The organism is Methylocystis heyeri (assembly GCF_004802635.2).
Lineage (GTDB): Bacteria > Pseudomonadota > Alphaproteobacteria > Rhizobiales > Beijerinckiaceae > Methylocystis > Methylocystis heyeri.
This window is the reverse complement of record NZ_CP046052.1, coordinates 3839268-3855471: the sequence shown is the minus strand read 5'-3', so window position 1 is coordinate 3855471 and position 16204 is coordinate 3839268. Positions and strand designations below refer to the sequence as shown.

Genomic DNA, 16204 nt, shown 5'->3' with positions numbered 1-16204 from the left:
ATTGGAGCCGCGTTTCGTATTCCTTCGCCCAAAAATCTATGCCGATCAGTGATTTTTGCAGCGGTCGCTTCTACGGATCGCGAAGCGATCTCGCGGAAGCCGTATCATGAGAATGGAGCGCGGTTTTTCAGCGCTGATATTTGCGTCCGAAGAAAAGAGTGTGGAGCGTCTCCCATCCGACGACGCGCTCCATCTCGAGGAAGGCGAAGAAGGGAATCAGCGCCACGAACAGGATGATCTCGATCATCATGAGGGCTTGCAGCGAGCCGTCTCCCAGGGTGGGGACGCTCTGCGCCAATGTCTTGCCGTGCCACTTTCCGATCAGCGTCTCCTCGATCAGATGGAAAACGAGCAGCAGAACCGAAAAGACCGCCGCCTGGAGCACGACCGGATAGACGAGCGGCTTGTTCCTGTATCCCTGTCCAAAATGCAACGCCTGAGCGATGACGACGACTTTCGACATCGCAAGCGCGTTGATTATCGCGGCGGCCTGCTGGAACGAAAAGACGTTCAGATTGAGCATGAAGGCCTTGTGCAACGAGAACATCGTCAGCAGGACCCAGAAATAGGCGGAGATGCCTAAAAGCCTTTTCCCTTCCTCGAACGCCTTCGCCCTGATCCGCTCAAGCCTTGCGTCAGCCATGTCGCTCCTCCCGTCGCCGCAAACGGCGCGACATCCGTAAAGTCTTCATTTTACGGTCTCATTAATGACGAGCCGGATTCTCACCCGGTGTTGCGCAGGCCCGCGGCGACGCCGTTGATGGACATCAAGATGCCCTGGCGAATGTCGTCGCCGGTCTTTCCCGATCGCCAGCGCCGAATGAGCTCCATCTGCAGATAGCTCAGCGGAGTGATATAAGGCACCCGCAGCTTCAACGAATGCGCAAGCCCCGGATTGTCGGCGAGTCTCTCGCTCGCGCCGGTGATCGCCTCCAGAGCCTCGATGGCGCGGTTGTACTCCCGTTCGATCTCGGCGAAGATCTCCCTGGCGCGATCCTGATCCGGAGCCAGTCCGGCGTAATGACGCGCGATCGAAAGATCGGTCTTCGACAGGATCATGTCGATGTTGGACAGCATCACGCGAAAGAACGGCCACTCCTGGTTCATGCGGCGCAGCAGTTTCAGGCGTTCGTTTCTGTCCTCGCGGAGGAAATCGGAGATCGCGGAGCCGAAGCCGAACCAACCCGGCAGGGCCAGTCGCGCCTGGCCCCATGAGAAGCTCCAGGGGATGGCGCGCAAGTCCTCGATGCGGCGGGACGGTTTGCGCGACGCCGGCCGGGAGCCGATGTTGAGGGACGCGATCTCCGAAATGGGGGTGGAGCCGAAGTAGTAATCGACGAAGCCGGGGGTCTCGTAGACCATGCGCCGATAGGCCGCCATGCCGCTCTGCGAGAGCTTTTCCGCCGCCGAGAGGAAATCGGGCTCAGGCGCCTGCAGATCGGACAACAGGGTGGCTTCCAGCGTGGCGGCCACGAGGAGTTCGAGTTGGGTGCGGCCGATCTGGGGGTTGGCGTATTTGGCGGCGATGACTTCGCCCTGCTCGGTGAGGCGGATCTGGCCTTTGACGGTTCCCGGCGACTGCGCGAGGATGGCGTCGTAGCTCGGGCCGCCGCCGCGCCCGACCGTGCCGCCGCGCCCGTGGAAAAGGCGCATCGTGATGTTGGGCAGGCCCGAAAAGAACTCGGCCAGCGCGGTCGACGCGCGATAGAGCTCCCAGATGCTGGTGAATATGCCGCCGTCCTTGTTGCTGTCGGAATAGCCCAGCATGATGTCCTGGCAGGCGCCGGAATTTGCGACCAGCCGGGCGACGCCCGGCAGCGCATAGAACTCCCGCATGATCGGGGCGGCGTTGCGCAGATCCTCGATGGTTTCGAACAGCGGCACGATGATCAGCTCGGCCGACGCCACGCCGGCGTCGCTCGGATCGAGCGTGCCGTGCATCATGCCGGTCTCTTTCTGGAGAAGGAGCACTTCCAGGAGATCGCTGACGGTCTCGGTATGGCTGACGATATAGTGGCGGATCGACTCGTCGCCGAATTTCTTCCGCATCTGCGCCGCTTTGGCGAATATCGCCAGTTCGCTGGCGCAGTTTTCGGAATATTCCTGGCCCACCAGCCCGACGGGACGCGGATCGGCGAGGAGCCGCATCAACAGCTGCTGCTTCTCGGCCTCGGAAAGGGCCGCGTAATCGGGCGACACCCGCGCGCGCGACAAAAGCTCGGCGATGGTTTCCTCATGGCGGTCCGAGCTTTGGCGAAGATCCACCGTCGCAAGATGGAATCCGAACACCTCCACGGCGCGGATCAGCGGCTCGAGCCGCTGCGAGGCGATCACCTCGCTGTGATGCAGGCGAAGCGATTCGTCGACCGTCACGAGATCGGCCAGGAAAGCCCAGCTGTTGGCGTAGGGCTCGCCGGGAGAGAGGGCGTGGCGCTGGGCCTGCCCTCCGGTCAGAAGCTCCAGCGTGCCGGCGAGGCGGGAGTAAACCCCGATCAGGGCGCGCCGATAGGGCTCGTCGTCGCGATGGGGATTGTCGTCGCCCGAGCGCGCCGCAAGATCTTCGAGCGCCCTTGTCGCTCCCGCATATTTGCGCGAAATGGAGAGCTCGGCCCCGAGCTGATGCACTTCCGTCAGATAAAAGCGAAGCGCCGTGTCCGCCTGCATGCGCAAGGCGGTCTCGAGCGAATCCGCCGTGACGTTGGGATTGCCGTCGCGGTCGCCGCCGACCCAGGCGCCCATGCGCAGGAAAGGCGGCACCCGCAGCCCCTCGAGTCTTTGTTCTATATCGGCGTATATGTGCGGGATCTCGCGCAGGAAGGTGGCGCGGTAATAGCTCAGCGTGTTCTCGATTTCATCGCGCACGGTCAGCCGCGACTGACGCAGGAGCTCGGTCTGCCACATCTGGGAAATGCGCGCCCGCAGTTGCATTTCGTTCTGCGCGAGATCCGCTTTGGAATGAAGATTCTCGCGCCGCTCCAGAAGCGCGAAGATCGCATGCTCCACATCGAGCAGGCTTTTGCGGCGAACCTCGGTCGGATGGGCGGTGAGCACCGGCGAGATCCAGGCCCGGGACAGGACCTGCGCAATCCTCCCCGCGCCGATGGAGGCCTTGCGCAAACGGGAGAACGACCGCGCGAGACTGGGCTCCGAAGCCAGCCCCGACCTGTCGCCGCTGGCCTCCGCCCGCGCCCGAAGCTGCAGGGGATGAAGATCCTCGGCGATATTGCCGAGATGAAGGAAATAGCTGAAGGCGCGAATGACGGCGAGCGCTTCCTTGGCGGAAAGCGCTCTGAGCAGCTGATCGAGCTTGCAATCCGCCTCCGCGTCGCCGTGACGGCTCGCCGCGACGGACAGGCGTCTTATCGTTTCGATGCGCTCGAAAGCCTCGTCCCCCTCATGCTCGCGCACCGTCTCGCCCAGAAGTCGGCCGAGAAGCCGGATGTCGTCGTGCAGGCCGCGCTCGCCCTTGTGCGGCTCGGCGCGCCGATGCGGCTCGGCCGCGGGCGCCGGGACCACAGCTGCGGGAGCGGGAGAGGCCGGAGAGTTCTCTTCGACATGCATCGCGCGGGATAATCCTTGTATTGGAAACCTGAAAGGGGGAGAGCGCCGGAACTCTCCCATAGCAGGCTTTGCGACGCAATCGCTTTCCAACGGCGCCGGACCCCATGCGATTTTCGTCGGAGCGCAAACGGCGTTCGGATGAAAATTGCCCGCCATCAATTGCTTGTGCGAATCAAGGCGAGGGCGTTCCGCCATTTTCGCGGCGCGGCGCGGCGGGGGTCCGGCGCCCGCCTGGGGCGGCCGGGCGGGAACTCTTTTCCGCCCTTGTTCCCCGCGGCGCTTGGACCTATAGACCGTGCAGCGGCGAAAGATCACAACGAACGGGCGCAGGCCTGGCGAGCGGTTCAACCATGCATGACGCTAACGAAATCATCCTTTTCTCGGCCCTCGGCGTCGCTTTTGCGGCCGGACTCATCGTGCTGGCCCGCTGGGCGCACAAAAAAGTCTTCCATTTCGCGGCCTACGCCCTGCTCGCTGTTTCTTTTCTCTATGTCGGCTTCGCCATGCGCTCGGACGCTCCCGGCACATGGACGGGCATAGAGCTGACCGGCGTCGCAATATACGGATCGCTGGCCGGCCTCTCCTTCGTCGCCTCGCCCTGGTTCGCTGTCGCCGGGCTGCTGCTTCATCCCTTCTGGGCGATTTCCTTCCATTACCTCGGGACGGGCGCCGCCTTCACCGCCGCTCCCTTCGCTCTCGCCAACGCCGGCTTCGACGTCGCCCTGGGGCTCTGGGCCGCCTTTGAAATCTGGAAGTCGGACGCTGGAGAGAAGACGAAGCCGGACGCCGGCGCCCCCAAGCTCAAAAAAGGCCGCGCACAATGAACGCCCCCGCCGACTTCACGCTGCGACACGACTGGACCGTGGAGGAGATCGTGGCCATCCACGACGCCCCGCTGCTGGAGCTGGTCGCCCGCGCGAGCGCCGTCCATCGCCGTCATTTCGATCCCAACGACGTGCAGAAGGCCGCACTGCTCTCGATCAAGACCGGCGGCTGTCCCGAGGACTGCTCCTATTGTCCGCAGTCCGCGCATCATCGCGAGGTGAAGCTCGACCGCGTCGAGCTGATGAGCGTCGACGATGTGCTCGGCGCCGCAAAGACGGCGCGCGAAGCGGGCGCCGACCGCTTCTGCATGGGCGCGGCCTGGCGCTCCGCGCCGGAGGGAGCGCGTTTCGACGCCGTTCTGCAGATGGTCCGCGGCGTGCGCGAGCTCGGCATGGAGGCATGCGTCACTCTCGGGATGCTCAACCGCTCCCAGGCGGACCGGCTCGTGGAGGCGGGACTTACGGCCTATAATCACAATCTCGACACCGGACCGGAGTTCTACGGCGAGATCATCTCCACGCGCAGCTATCAGGATCGCCTGGAAACGCTCAAAGCCGTGCGCGGCGCCGGCATCGAGATGTGCTGCGGCGGCATCATAGGCATGGGCGAAAGCGTGAAGGACCGCGCCGGCATGCTCCAGACGCTCGCGAGCTTCGACCCCCATCCCGAAAGCGTTCCGATAAACACTCTGGTCGCGGTCGAAGGCACGCCGCTCGCGCAACAGGAGCCGGTCGACGCGCTCGATCTCGTGCGCATGATCGCCGCGACCCGGATCGTAATGCCGAAATCGCGCGTGCGTCTTTCCGCAGGACGCTCCTTCCTTTCCCGCGAGGCTCAGATCCTGTGCCTCGTCGCCGGCGCCAATTCCATTTTCTATGGCGAGAAGCTTCTCACCACCGGAAACGCCGGCGTGACCGAGGACGACGCGCTCTTTTCGGCTCTCGCGGAACGCAAGGGCGCGTCGGGCTGCTCGCAGGGCCGGAACTGACGAAACGAAAAATCGCGGAGGGAAGAAAGATGCCGCCTCATCGTCGCTTTCTTCTCGCCGGAGTCATGGGATGGCCGATCGGCCATTCGCGCTCTCCCAAGATTCACAACCACTGGCTGGCGCAATATGGGCTCGAGGGCGTCTATGTCCCTCTCGCCATAGCGCCAGACGGGCTCGAGCGGGCGTTGCGGGCTCTACCCGCGCTCGGATTTTTGGGCTGCAATCTCACCATCCCGCACAAGGAAGCGGCGCTGCCGCTTCTCGACAAGGTGGAGCCCGAGGCCGCGCGCATCGGCGCGGTGAACTGCGTCGTGGTCGAGCCGGACGGCTCGCTCACGGGCAAGAACTACGACGGATATGGCTTCGTCGCTTCCTTGCGCGCCGCTTCGCCGCAATGGCGCGCGGGCGACGCGCCTTGCGCAGTGATCGGAGCGGGCGGCGGCGCGAGGGCGGTGGTCGCCGGCCTGATCGACGCGGGCGCAAACGAAATCCGGGTGTTCAACCGCACCGATGAACGCGCACAGGCCCTCGCTGCGGATTTCGGGCCGCGGGTCACGGCCCATCCATGGGCGCAGCGAGACGCCGGACTGGCCGGAATTGGTCTCGTGGTCAACACGACCAGCCTGGGCATGATCGGACAACCGCCTCTGGAGATTTCGCTCGCCGCCGCGCCGGCCTCGGCGATGGTGGCGGATATCGTTTACGCGCCTTTGGAGACTGCGCTCCTCGCCGCGGCCCGGCGGCAGGGACTTACCGCCGTCGACGGGCTCGGAATGCTGATGCACCAGGCTCGACCGGCGTTTCGCGACTGGTTCGGTGTCATGCCCGATGTGACGCCGGCGCTGCGCTCGCTGGTCGCAGCGACCCTTTGACGACAGGCCCGCGTTCAGCCGAACGCGAGAAAGCCCTTCGGAGCGGCGGAGCCGACTTCTTTGGCGGCCTCGCTGGAAAGCCGCGCATAAGCTCCCAGGCGATCGGTAAAGAAGCTGGATTGCAGGGCGACGACCTCGCTCACGGTTTTCGCCTTGCTCAGAGCGCTGACGAATTCAAAGCAGGCGGCGGCGTTCTCGTTCCAGAGGTCGAAGGTCCGGCTGGGCCAGATCTCCGCCCAGACATAAAATCCGGCGGCCTTGCCCGCCGTTTCCCCGACATAGACGGTCGGAGCCGGAAAAAGCGGCGACGACAGCTCCTCGGGAGCGGCGGCGATCGCCGGCGCCTCGGCGACGATCTCGATGAGCTCCACGATTTCCGGGCTGAGCTCGGCTTCCAGGCCGCCGGCCGTTTCCGGGCTGGAGGCGACGGCCTCCGATATCGTCGCGGCGGCCTCGCCTTCACCCGATTCCGGCGCCGCCGGCTGGGGGGCGATGGTGAACTTCTTCCTTACCTCTCGCTTCTGGGTCGTCATGAACTCTGACTCCGTCTGTCTGGGCGGCTGGAGGAAGCGGCCTTTGCGCCGGGGACGAGCGCCAAGGCCGCGGGAATCGGCGGTGCGGCGACCGCTTATTTGGGCGTGGCGGCCTTTTGAATGGCTACGCCGAGTTCCTTGGTCTGCTCCTGGATCGCCGAAAACTGGTTCTTCACATATTCGGACTGCAGATGCATGACCTCCTGCACGTCCTTCGCCTGCACCAGCTTCTGGGCGAGATCGAAGGCGGCCTTGACGTTGGCCTCGGCCAAGGAAAGGGCCGTCTGGCCGACGTCCTTGGCGCCCGCGCTGAAGGGCAGGGCCGTGGTGTCGACGGAAGCGATGGCTTTTTGCGCCGCTCCAGAAAAGCCTTCAAACGCCTTGCGCGCCTGCTCCACGCTCTTTTCCGCGAAATCGCGCACTTCGTTCGGAATCTGGTAGGCTGAACCCGCCATGAAGTTTCTCCCTGGAACTTGTTTGAGCCGATTGCGGCGAAGCTGGTAAGCGCCATCCGCTGAATTTGCCCGCGCAGGCGCCGCAAGCGCAGGCGCGAGCGAATATGAACCAATCCATTGTGCGTTGCAACATGGATTGTTCGGACCGGCGACCCGGCGACCTTCGAGGAGCCGGCCGTCCCCGCGCCATTAATCATGAATGTTCAAATTACGTGGAAAGTCTTCGCATTGCGTAGACCATCCCGCGGCAAGGGATTAATCTGTCGTTAACTGAACAATGATTGCGACGAGCAGCCGCGGATTCCGACCGGCCGCGGAGGAGCGAGCGAGTCCCAGATGTCCGAGGACGAGCCTGACAATGCGGCGACAGTGATCGCCTCCGACCCCGCATTCGCCGCCCTGGAGGCGTCGGGCGCCCCGATCGTCGCCCTGGCGGGAGAACCGCTGCGGGCGGTGTACGCCAACGCCTCGGCGAAGGCGGTCTTCGGCGACGACCCTGGCGAGCGCATGCTCGCCGAGCCGGGCGACGACGCGCGCCCGCTGCGGGACATCGTCGAACGGGTCCGAAATGGAGCGGCGCCGCGTCTCGAGCGTTTGCCCATCCCGTTGCGCGACCAGGTTCGCACGGTGACGATCCTCTGCCGCCGCCTGTCCGGCGAGGGCGCGGAGGCGGTCGTGGTTCTCGCCGCACTCGGGCTGAGGGCGGCCTCGGCGCCCGCGCCGCAACCGGCAAAGGCGCAGGAGCCCGAGCCCGTCCAAGAGGAAGAACCAGCTGACGGCGAGCAGCCTCGCCTCGAGCCGCCGCGGGTCGAGGCCTCCACGCGCTCCCGCCTGCTCGATCGGCACGGCCTCATCGCCCCGCGTTTTCTCTGGAAGACGGACGCCGCGGGCCGCTTCGTCGACATCACCCACGTGCTGTCCGACGTCGTGGGCCAGAAATATTCGGATCTTCTCGGCCGCGAGGTCGGAGAGCTGTCCCGAGAACTGGGACTCGGAGCCGACTTCGCCGCTGCGCTCGCGTCCGAAAAGTCGTGGAGCGGGGTCGAGGTGGATTGGCCGATCGAAGACCCGCCCGCCAGGGCGCCGACGCTCCTCGGCGCGCTTCCGATTCACGACGCCGCGAGGCGATTCGTCGGCTTCCAGGGCTACGGCGTGATCAAGCTCTCCGAAGCGGTCCTTTGCGCGCCGGGGGCAAGGCCCGCCCCCGCATCGGGACGCCCGGCCCAAAACAGCGGGACCGCCGCCGAAGAAGCGGCCGGAATCGCCGCCGGGCCGGACGACTCCTCTCCCGACGCCGCGCATCCTGCGCCGAATGTCGTGGCGCTGCGACCCGCTTCACAGCCCCGGGAGGGCTCGAGGAACGGACAGGCTCTTTCCGCCCAGGAGCAAAGCGCCTTCGACGAAATAGCCCGGACGCTCAATTTTTCGGGCGCTTCCGCCGCTGCGACCCCGGGACCCGCCCGTGAGCTGATCGATCAGATCGGCCGGGCCATCGGGGGCGTCGCGCCCCCTGCCGGCGCCGGCGAACCGCCCGACCGATCGGCGGCGCTGATCGACAAATTGCCTGTCGGCGTCCTGATCGCCAGGGGCTCGGAGGCGCTTTACGCCAATCGGACCCTGCTCGATTATCTCGGCTATGAAAATCTGGAGTCGCTCGCCGCCGACGGCGGGCTGGCCCGCCTTTTTCTGGGCCGCGCCCCTCAATCCCTGACGTCGGCTGCGCCCTGCAGCGCGGTGGAGATCCGCGCCCAGGACGGCGAAACCCTCGGTACCGACGCCCATTTCCAGATCGTGGAATGGGAAGGGACGCCCGCCACGCTGATCAGCTTCCGCCGCCATCTCGCCTCGACGCCGCCCGGCGCGGAGGAGATCGCCGCCAGAGCCCTGGCGAGGACCCAGGCGGCGGAACTCTCGCATCTGCGACTCAAAAACGAGGAACTCGCCGCCTCCTTCGCAGCCAGTCCGGCGCCCGCCGCGGTCTTGAACCGCAAGGGGGAAATCGAGCGGGCCAATCCGGCCTTCGCCGACCTGATCGGCCTCGAAAAGGGAGCCGGCGAGAATCACAAACTCGTCCGCTATCTCACCGGAGAAGACGCGCTCCGTCTCGCCGGTCTGTTCGGCGAGGCATCGGATTCGCGCGCGCCTTCCGGAACCGAACAGCGCGATTTCGACAGGCTCAGCGCCGGATCGCGGCCCGTCTCGATAAGATTGCTCGGCTTCGGCGATCCCGCGCGCTTTCTGTGTTTTGCGGCCAGCGGCGCACAGCCGCTCGCACCAAGCCCGGAAGCCGATGCGGCTCGGGAGGAGGCGGAACGCGCCAATGCGGCCAAATCCGAGTTTCTCGCGCGGGTGTCGCATGAAATCAGGACGCCCCTCAACGCCATCATCGGATTCGCCGAGGTCATGATGGAGGAGCGCTTCGGCCCCATCGGCTCGGAACGCTACAAGGAATATCTCAAGGACGTACACACATCGGGCGTCCATGTCCTCAGTCTGGTCAACGATCTCCTCGATCTCTCCAAGATCGAGGCAGGGAAGCTGGAGCTCGTCGTCGAAGAAGTGGACCTCAACGCGATCGTCGCGGAATGCGTCTCCATCATGCAGACGCAAGCCAATCAGCACCGCGTGGTGGTGCGGCTGTCGCTGGCTCCGAGATTGCCCCGCATCCGCGCCGACGAGCGCTCGCTGCGCCAGATCCTGCTCAATCTTCTTTCCAACGCCGTGAAATTCAACGAAGCGGGCGGCCAGGTGATCGTCTCCAGCGCCTTGACCGACGCAGGTTATGTCGTGATCCGCGTCAAGGACACCGGCATCGGAATGTCCGACGACGAGATCCAGCTGGCGCTGGAGCCGTTCCGTCAGGTGGAGACGTCCCGAAAGAACTGGGGAACCGGCCTCGGGCTGCCGGTGACCAAGGCGCTGATCGAAGCCAATCACGCCTCCTTCCTCATCAAGAGCCGCAAGAACGAAGGCACTCTGGTGGAGGTGGCTTTTCCCACCGCGCAAGGACTCGCGGCCGAGTAGGTCCGTCCCGGCTCATGATCCGGCGCTCCGGCCGTCCCCGGAGCGTTTTCCGGCGGCATGAATTCGTCCGGCCGATAGGAAATGGCTCCGGTCCTCGGGGTTGAGCGCATTCTTATCGCAATTGCATGTCTATTTTTCCGAAGATGTTCTATGCGCCGACAGGCGCTCCCAAATCCGGCGCATTGCAGGAGAGCCTTTGCCGACCATCGACCTCAACGCAGACCTCGGCGAAGGCTTCGGAGCCTGGCGCATGGGCGACGATCCGGCCATGCTGCGGGTCGTCTCGAGCGCGAATATCGCGTGCGGTTTTCACGCCGGCGACCCCGACATCATGACCGATTGCTTCGCGAGGGCGGGGCAAGCCGGCGTGGCGGTCGGCGCGCATGTCTCCTTTCCCGATCTCGCCGGTTTCGGCCGCCGCGTCATTTCCATGTCTGCGCCTCAGATCGAACGCTGCATCGCCTATCAGCTCGGGGCCGCTCAGGGCGTCGCCGCCTATGCGGGGCATAGAATCGCATTCGTGAAGGCGCATGGCGCGCTGGCCAATCTCGCCGAGCGCGATCGGGAAATCGCCGAAGCGATCGCCCGCGCCGTCGCCACGGTCGATTCCTCCCTGATCCTGCTCGCCATAGCGCTGAGCGAGCAAGTGGCCGCTGGCGAACGGGCCAATCTGCGCGTCGCCCATGAGATCTTCGCCGACCGCGCCTACACGCGCGACGGCCGGCTCGCGCCCCGCGCGCAAAAAGGGGCGGTCCTCCATGAAACGGACAAGGTGATCGAACGCTCGCTGCGCATGCTGGCCGAAGGCGGGGTCATAACCAGAGGGGAGAGATTGCTCCCTACGCCCATCGATTCGATCTGCGTGCATGGCGACACGCCCCGGGCGGTCGAAATGGCGGGGGGCCTGCGCGCCGCGCTCGAAGCTGCGGGCTGGAACATCCGGGCCTTTTCGCCCCCGCCATGACCTACCCGCAGCCCCGTTTTCTCGACGCCGGCGAGGCGGCCCTGGTGGTGGAATTCGGCGACAGCGTCGACCCGGCGCTCAACGCCAGGGTCTTATGCCTCGAAGCGGCTCTCCAAAACGCCGCGCCACGAGGGATCGAAGAAACCATCCCGACCTACCGCTCGCTGATGGTTCTTTACGATCCCCTGGTCGTCTCGCGCGCAGAGCTCGTCTCGATGCTGAAGACCCTCGCCCCCGGAGGGTTTTCGAGCAAAGCGGAGACCGGTTCGCATGAAGAAGACACGCCCGAGCCGAACCGCCGGGCCGAAACCTCCCCGAAGGGCGCCTGCTGGCGCCTGCCCTGCTGCTACGATCCCGAACTCGCCGAAGACATCGCCCTCGCCGCGCAAAAACTCGATCTGACCTGCGAGCGGCTCGCAGCAACCCATGCCGGCGCAGACTATCGCGTCTACATGTACGGCTTTGCGCCCGGCTGGTGCTATCTCGGCGGCCTGCCGAGAGAGCTGGCGCTGCCGCGCCGCGCCGCCCCGCGCGGTCCGACGCCGCAAGGCGCGGTTCTGATCGGGGGCGGCCTGTCTCTGGTCGCGACCAACCCGATGCCGACAGGCTGGTATGTGATCGGCCGCACGCCGGAGCGGATGTTCTCGCTGGAGCGCGATCCGCCGACGCTGATCCAGCCCGGCGACGCGATTCGCTTCGAACCCGTCGACATTCACGCGTTCCGCGCGCTGGACGCGCGCGCCGCCAGCGGCGAAAGTCTCGCGCGGCGCGAAGAAACGCCATGAAAGCCGCGCTTCGCATCCTCTCGGCGGGACCCGGCGCGACGATTCAGGACGCCGGCAGGCGCGGCTTCATGCGCTTCGGGGTGACGCCCGCAGGCCCCATGGATCGAGGGGCGTTTCTGGCCGCCGCCGCGGCGGCAGGCGACGCCCATGGCGCAGCGATCGAGACCTCCCTCGGCGGCCTGGAGCTTACGACGCAAGGCGGCGGGATCGGGCTCGCCATCGCCGGCGGGGCTTTCGATCTCAGGCTCGACGGACGGGCCCTGCCCGCCGCCTGCGCGATTGCTCTGGAACCCGGCGCGCGTCTCTCGATCCGCGCCGGCAAGGCGGGGGCCTGGTGTTATGTCGCGCCGTTCGGCCGTTTCGCGCTTTCCCCCGTGCTGGGATCGCTCGCCACCCATTCCCGCGCAGCCATCGGGGGGCTGGACGGCCGGATGCTGCGCGCGGGCGACATTTTGGAGATAGAGAATCTCCGCCCGGCGCCGGGGCGCCCGCTGGCGATCGAGGCGCCCTGGCTGGAGCCTGCGCGAGCGAGAATCCGCGTTTTGCTCGGACCGCAGGACGATTACTTTTCCAGCGAGACGATCGAGGAATTCTTATCCTCGGAATGGCGGATTTCCCCGCGCTGCGACCGCATGGCCTATCGCCTCGAAGGGCCGGCGCTGAAGCATCTCAAGGGCCATGACATCGTCTCCGACGGCCTCGTCTTCGGCGCGATCCAAATACCGGGCGACGGCGCCCCGCTCATCCTCATGGCCGACCGCCAGCCCACCGGCGGCTATCCCAAGATCGCCCATGTGATCGGCGCCGATTTGGATGCGCTGGCGCAAATGCGTCCAGGAGACCCCGTCATGTTCGAGAGCGTCTCATGGGATCAGGCGGTCGCGGCGCGCCGCCGCCGGGCCGAAAGGGTTTTGTCGGGCGTCGAATTGGCGCCCCTAAAACAAATAGAACCGACCTCCGAATTTCTGCTGTCGCGGAATCTCATCGGCGGCGTAGTCGACGCAAAAGACCAAAATTAAGTGATTTCAATATATTCTGCATGAACCGGCTCCGCGGGCAAGCGCTACTATACTCTGAGACCCAAGTTTTCTGGTTTCGTCTCGAGCGGTTCGATCCAGAACAATCGGCAGCCTCCGGTTTATTCTCCATTAAATTATGCAACTTAAAAATTGTTATGCGATAAAGCCATAACATTTGCTTGCTGCACATCGAAGGAAGGTTTCATGCTGCCGGAGGTTGGAACATTGATCAAAACATGCGCCAGATTCATGGTCGCCCTGGGGATTGTCCTCGGCTGCGCCGACGGCGCCGGCGCGCAATCGTCCGGCCGCGTCGCTCGCTCGCAAATCACGGGAACGGGCGCCACATCCACCGGCGTCCCCACGATGACGGTCAAGATATTCAACGACGATCCGGCGAAATATGTTTTTCCGGTTTACACCACCGGAACGCGCACCGGCGTGGGGATAAAGGGCGACAACTGGCTTCAGGCCTATTTCCAGATCACAAAGCAACAGATTCTCACTGGCTCATATGATTACAAGAATGACCTGGGCTTTCGGTTTTTCGTGATGGACGGCCCCAAACCGCTCGCCATAGCGCCCGGCTCCTCCATCGAGCTCACGGTGCCGCTCTACTCCGTGATGACGCAGAACCCGAGCCCTGCTGAGAAGAACAGCTACGCCGACTGGTGGAACGGCGCGACCATCCAGATGTTTTACAGCGATACGCCGGCCCCCCCGCTCCCGTTGCAGGAGGCGGTCATGCTCGCGCGACAGCCCGGAGAAATCGACGGTCGCCCGGCCCGACGCGATCACCTTCTCCCGCACATCGCTGGATCGGCCGAGCCGACCTGCTCGGCTGGATGCGGCAAGCCGGGACAGGGCCTGCTTCTCGTGTGGAGCGCGGCCGATTTGGGCAAGGAAAATCCCAGCCAGTTGATCGAGTTCACCCTCGGCGCCCGCGTCGGGCTATGTCCCTTTGATGATTTTGCGCAATGTCAGCCGGGTGACGTTCCCAATGCTCTCGATTACCAGAACGTCGACTTCGACGTGAGCTACGTCAATATCGCCTATGGACCGGCGGCGATGGGGCCGCTCGGCAATAATCAGGTCGGCTACGTCGGCTCGCCTCAGAGCTACGAGCAGTTTTCGACCGCGATGCAGAAGTTCACAACGACGCCCCAATTCGTCGGCTGGCCACGGTACCTGTACAGATATTACAAATGGATCTTGAAGAACGGCATCTACCAGAAAACGCCGACAAACAAAGTCGATGTGGTCGCGAAGATTCCCTCGCTTCTCGAGGTTTTCGCAAACCTGACCTCGTCCACCCCGCCTACGCTATTCACCCCTGTAGCGGACCCGAGCAAATGGCCCGCGCCCGAAAGCCTGTGGCCGCCGATCAGGGCTCTCTTCGAAAACTGGATCTATTGGGCTGGCTCGGTCCCGACCGCTTCCATTCCCAATCCGCCTCCGGGCCACTGCACGGCGAGCGCCGATCCGCTCAACTCGACGCAGTTCTGCGACGGTCTCCTCAACGCCAAGGCGTTGCTGCTGGCGAACTACGCCAATTACGTGAGCATTTTTTCGACCAAGTGCAACGGCGACCCCAATGTCCACCCCGTCGACCTTTCCGACAATCTCATGATCGCCCATCTCTACGGCTGGGGTCCGTTCACCGAAAACGGATGCGATGCGAGCGTCAACAAGCTTGAAAACACTCCGACCTACAGCGACAACAATTATGCAAAATACGCTGCCGTGAAGATGCAGTTCGACAAGCTGAATTACGGGACGCTGGATAACGGCAAATATGAGTTCAACCCTTACGCCAGATTCGTCCACGGCCCCGATTACGCCAATATCCAGAACGCCTATTCCTATTCGGTCGACGACGCCGTGGGCAACATCCAGGCCGAAGGAACCGGGTTTATCATCGACGTTGGCAGCACGAGCCACCTGGAAAACCAGACCCTGGCCTCGTCCCCGATCCAGGTCACCTTCGGCTATAGCTCCTCGGATGCTGTGAGGTTCATGCGTTACTCCGTCTGCAACGACAGCAACTGGAAGGATGTAAAGCCTTACTTTACGAGCTTCATCATCAACGCAAACAATCCCCAGAACTGCCCGGTATATTTCGAGGACAACAAGGTTCCGGCGCAGCGCTACACCTTTACGGTCATGAGCGACCCGACCACCACTTTCCCGCTCTTGCCCACCGGCAATCCGTGGACTCCGCAAACCACCGCGCCGATCTACTGCAAAGGCAATCTGGAGAATCCCAACGATCCGACCAATCCCTATCGGGCTTCGAGCCGCTCATGGTGCTGCGATCTTACGGCGAGCGCCGGAAACTTCGCCTATTCTATGCCCGAGCCCAACAGCGCGCATAAATCCGTGAGCTACTTCGCCATTGCCAAGCCTGCCCAACCGACCACGGCTATCGACCCGCCACAGGACCAGACCTGCTCGCAAGGGGCGAAATGGCCGTAAGTCAAGAAGACGCCCTGCGGAGCGCGTTCCGAGAAATCGGAATGCGCTCCGCATCAGCATTATGAAGGGCTAGAGTGTTTTCGAGCGAAGTGGATACCGGTCGCGTGAAGAAAACACGATTAAACAAAGATTCTAGAGCGCGTTCGGTTCAAACGCAGTCGAACGCGCTCCAAACCTCATTGATTGAGCGTGTTCATTTCCAAAACCGCTTCGCACTTTTTGGGAAAATGCTCTAGCCCCGCTCCGAAAAGGCGAGAAAACGAATGATCCGCCAGCGGCCGTCGGGCTCGCGGCGGAAAATATCCAGGCCCGGCTCTTTGTTCTCACGCACCGCGCGGCCGCCTTTCGACGCGGCTTTCAGCGTCCAGATCAGGCGCACCGCCGCCAGATCTCCGGCGACCAGGATTTCCTTTATCTCCAGCCCATAACTCAGCGTGCGTCGGGGATTTTGCAGCGAGCGGCGCAGAAGCGCGCAAAGCGCGTCGTGATTGCGCTCGGGTTGTCCCTGGAAGGTCGCGATCACATCGGGGGCGAAGATATCGCAGACATGGGCGGCGTCGCGGGCGTTGAAGGCTTCGCGCCAGCCTTCGAGCGCCTCGCGAATTTCGCGCTGCGACGCGGCGCTGTCCTGCGCCTGCACGGATGGAGCGAAGATCGCCAAGCAGAACATCAGCGAGAAGGAAAACAATGGGCGCATCGCTTG

13 protein-coding genes are annotated in these 16204 nt (G+C 64.0%); 8 read left to right on the top strand and 5 right to left on the bottom strand.

Annotation, left to right across the window (positions count from 1 at the left end; genetic code table 11):
- Nucleotides 1-127 precede the first annotated feature (127 nt).
- Both H2LOC_RS17285 and ppc read right to left on the bottom strand, forming a co-directional pair.
- Nucleotides 128-643: a hypothetical protein gene (locus H2LOC_RS17285; protein ID WP_136497450.1), complete on the bottom strand. Its 516-nt coding sequence runs from the start codon at nucleotides 641-643 to the stop codon at nucleotides 128-130.
- Between the two features lie 80 nt (nucleotides 644-723).
- On the bottom strand, nucleotides 724-3561 hold the full coding sequence (gene ppc, locus H2LOC_RS17280) for a phosphoenolpyruvate carboxylase (protein ID WP_136497451.1): 2838 nt from the start codon (nucleotides 3559-3561) through the stop codon (nucleotides 724-726).
- A gap of 350 nt (nucleotides 3562-3911) precedes the next feature.
- Here ppc and H2LOC_RS17275 point away from each other — a divergent pair, with 350 nt between their 5' ends.
- Genes H2LOC_RS17275 through H2LOC_RS17265 form a run of 3 tightly spaced genes read left to right on the top strand, consistent with a single transcriptional unit; the run spans nucleotide 3912 to nucleotide 6246 of the window.
- A complete protein-coding gene (locus H2LOC_RS17275; protein WP_136497452.1) occupies nucleotides 3912-4385 on the top strand; it encodes a PTS sugar transporter subunit IIA in 474 nt (157 codons plus the stop codon).
- Nucleotides 4382-5374: a biotin synthase BioB gene (bioB, locus tag H2LOC_RS17270; RefSeq protein WP_136497453.1), complete on the top strand. Its 993-nt coding sequence runs from the start codon at nucleotides 4382-4384 to the stop codon at nucleotides 5372-5374. The genes H2LOC_RS17275 and bioB overlap by 4 nt, the downstream gene beginning before the upstream one ends.
- A gap of 29 nt (nucleotides 5375-5403) precedes the next feature.
- Nucleotides 5404-6246, top strand: a complete 843-nt coding sequence (locus tag H2LOC_RS17265; protein ID WP_136497454.1) for a shikimate dehydrogenase — start codon at nucleotides 5404-5406, stop codon at nucleotides 6244-6246.
- Between the two features lie 14 nt (nucleotides 6247-6260).
- On the opposite strand, the gene H2LOC_RS17260 is transcribed toward H2LOC_RS17265, so the two are convergent.
- Both H2LOC_RS17260 and H2LOC_RS17255 read right to left on the bottom strand, forming a co-directional pair.
- Nucleotides 6261-6779, bottom strand: coding sequence for a phasin family protein (locus H2LOC_RS17260; RefSeq protein WP_136497455.1), 519 nt, complete (start codon nucleotides 6777-6779; stop codon nucleotides 6261-6263).
- A gap of 95 nt (nucleotides 6780-6874) precedes the next feature.
- Entirely contained in the window at nucleotides 6875-7234 is a 360-nt protein-coding gene (locus H2LOC_RS17255) for a phasin (RefSeq protein ID WP_154331703.1), read from the bottom strand.
- Nucleotides 7235-7570: 336 nt separating this feature from the next.
- Here H2LOC_RS17255 and H2LOC_RS17250 point away from each other — a divergent pair, with 336 nt between their 5' ends.
- From H2LOC_RS17250 to H2LOC_RS17230, 5 genes are all read left to right on the top strand, one after another.
- Nucleotides 7571-10258, top strand: coding sequence for a sensor histidine kinase (locus H2LOC_RS17250; RefSeq protein ID WP_136497456.1), 2688 nt, complete (start codon nucleotides 7571-7573; stop codon nucleotides 10256-10258).
- A gap of 196 nt (nucleotides 10259-10454) precedes the next feature.
- Nucleotides 10455-11222 (top strand): LamB/YcsF family protein, encoded by a 768-nt coding sequence (locus tag H2LOC_RS17245; protein ID WP_136497457.1) that lies wholly within the window; start codon nucleotides 10455-10457, stop codon nucleotides 11220-11222.
- The gene (locus H2LOC_RS17240; RefSeq protein ID WP_136497458.1) at nucleotides 11219-12007 is read left to right on the top strand and encodes a 5-oxoprolinase subunit B family protein; all 789 of its coding nucleotides are present in this window, start codon (nucleotides 11219-11221) and stop codon (nucleotides 12005-12007) included. Before H2LOC_RS17245 ends, H2LOC_RS17240 begins: the two co-directional genes overlap by 4 nt.
- Nucleotides 12004-13026 (top strand): 5-oxoprolinase subunit C family protein, encoded by a 1023-nt coding sequence (locus H2LOC_RS17235; RefSeq protein ID WP_136497459.1) that lies wholly within the window; start codon nucleotides 12004-12006, stop codon nucleotides 13024-13026. The genes H2LOC_RS17240 and H2LOC_RS17235 overlap by 4 nt, the downstream gene beginning before the upstream one ends.
- 204 nt (nucleotides 13027-13230) lie before the next feature.
- On the top strand, nucleotides 13231-15501 hold the full coding sequence (locus tag H2LOC_RS17230; RefSeq protein ID WP_136497460.1) for a hypothetical protein: 2271 nt from the start codon (nucleotides 13231-13233) through the stop codon (nucleotides 15499-15501).
- Nucleotides 15502-15733: 232 nt separating this feature from the next.
- On the opposite strand, the gene H2LOC_RS17225 is transcribed toward H2LOC_RS17230, so the two are convergent.
- Nucleotides 15734-16198: an SgcJ/EcaC family oxidoreductase gene (locus H2LOC_RS17225; RefSeq protein WP_136497461.1), complete on the bottom strand. Its 465-nt coding sequence runs from the start codon at nucleotides 16196-16198 to the stop codon at nucleotides 15734-15736.
- Between the last annotated feature and the right edge of the window lie 6 nt (nucleotides 16199-16204).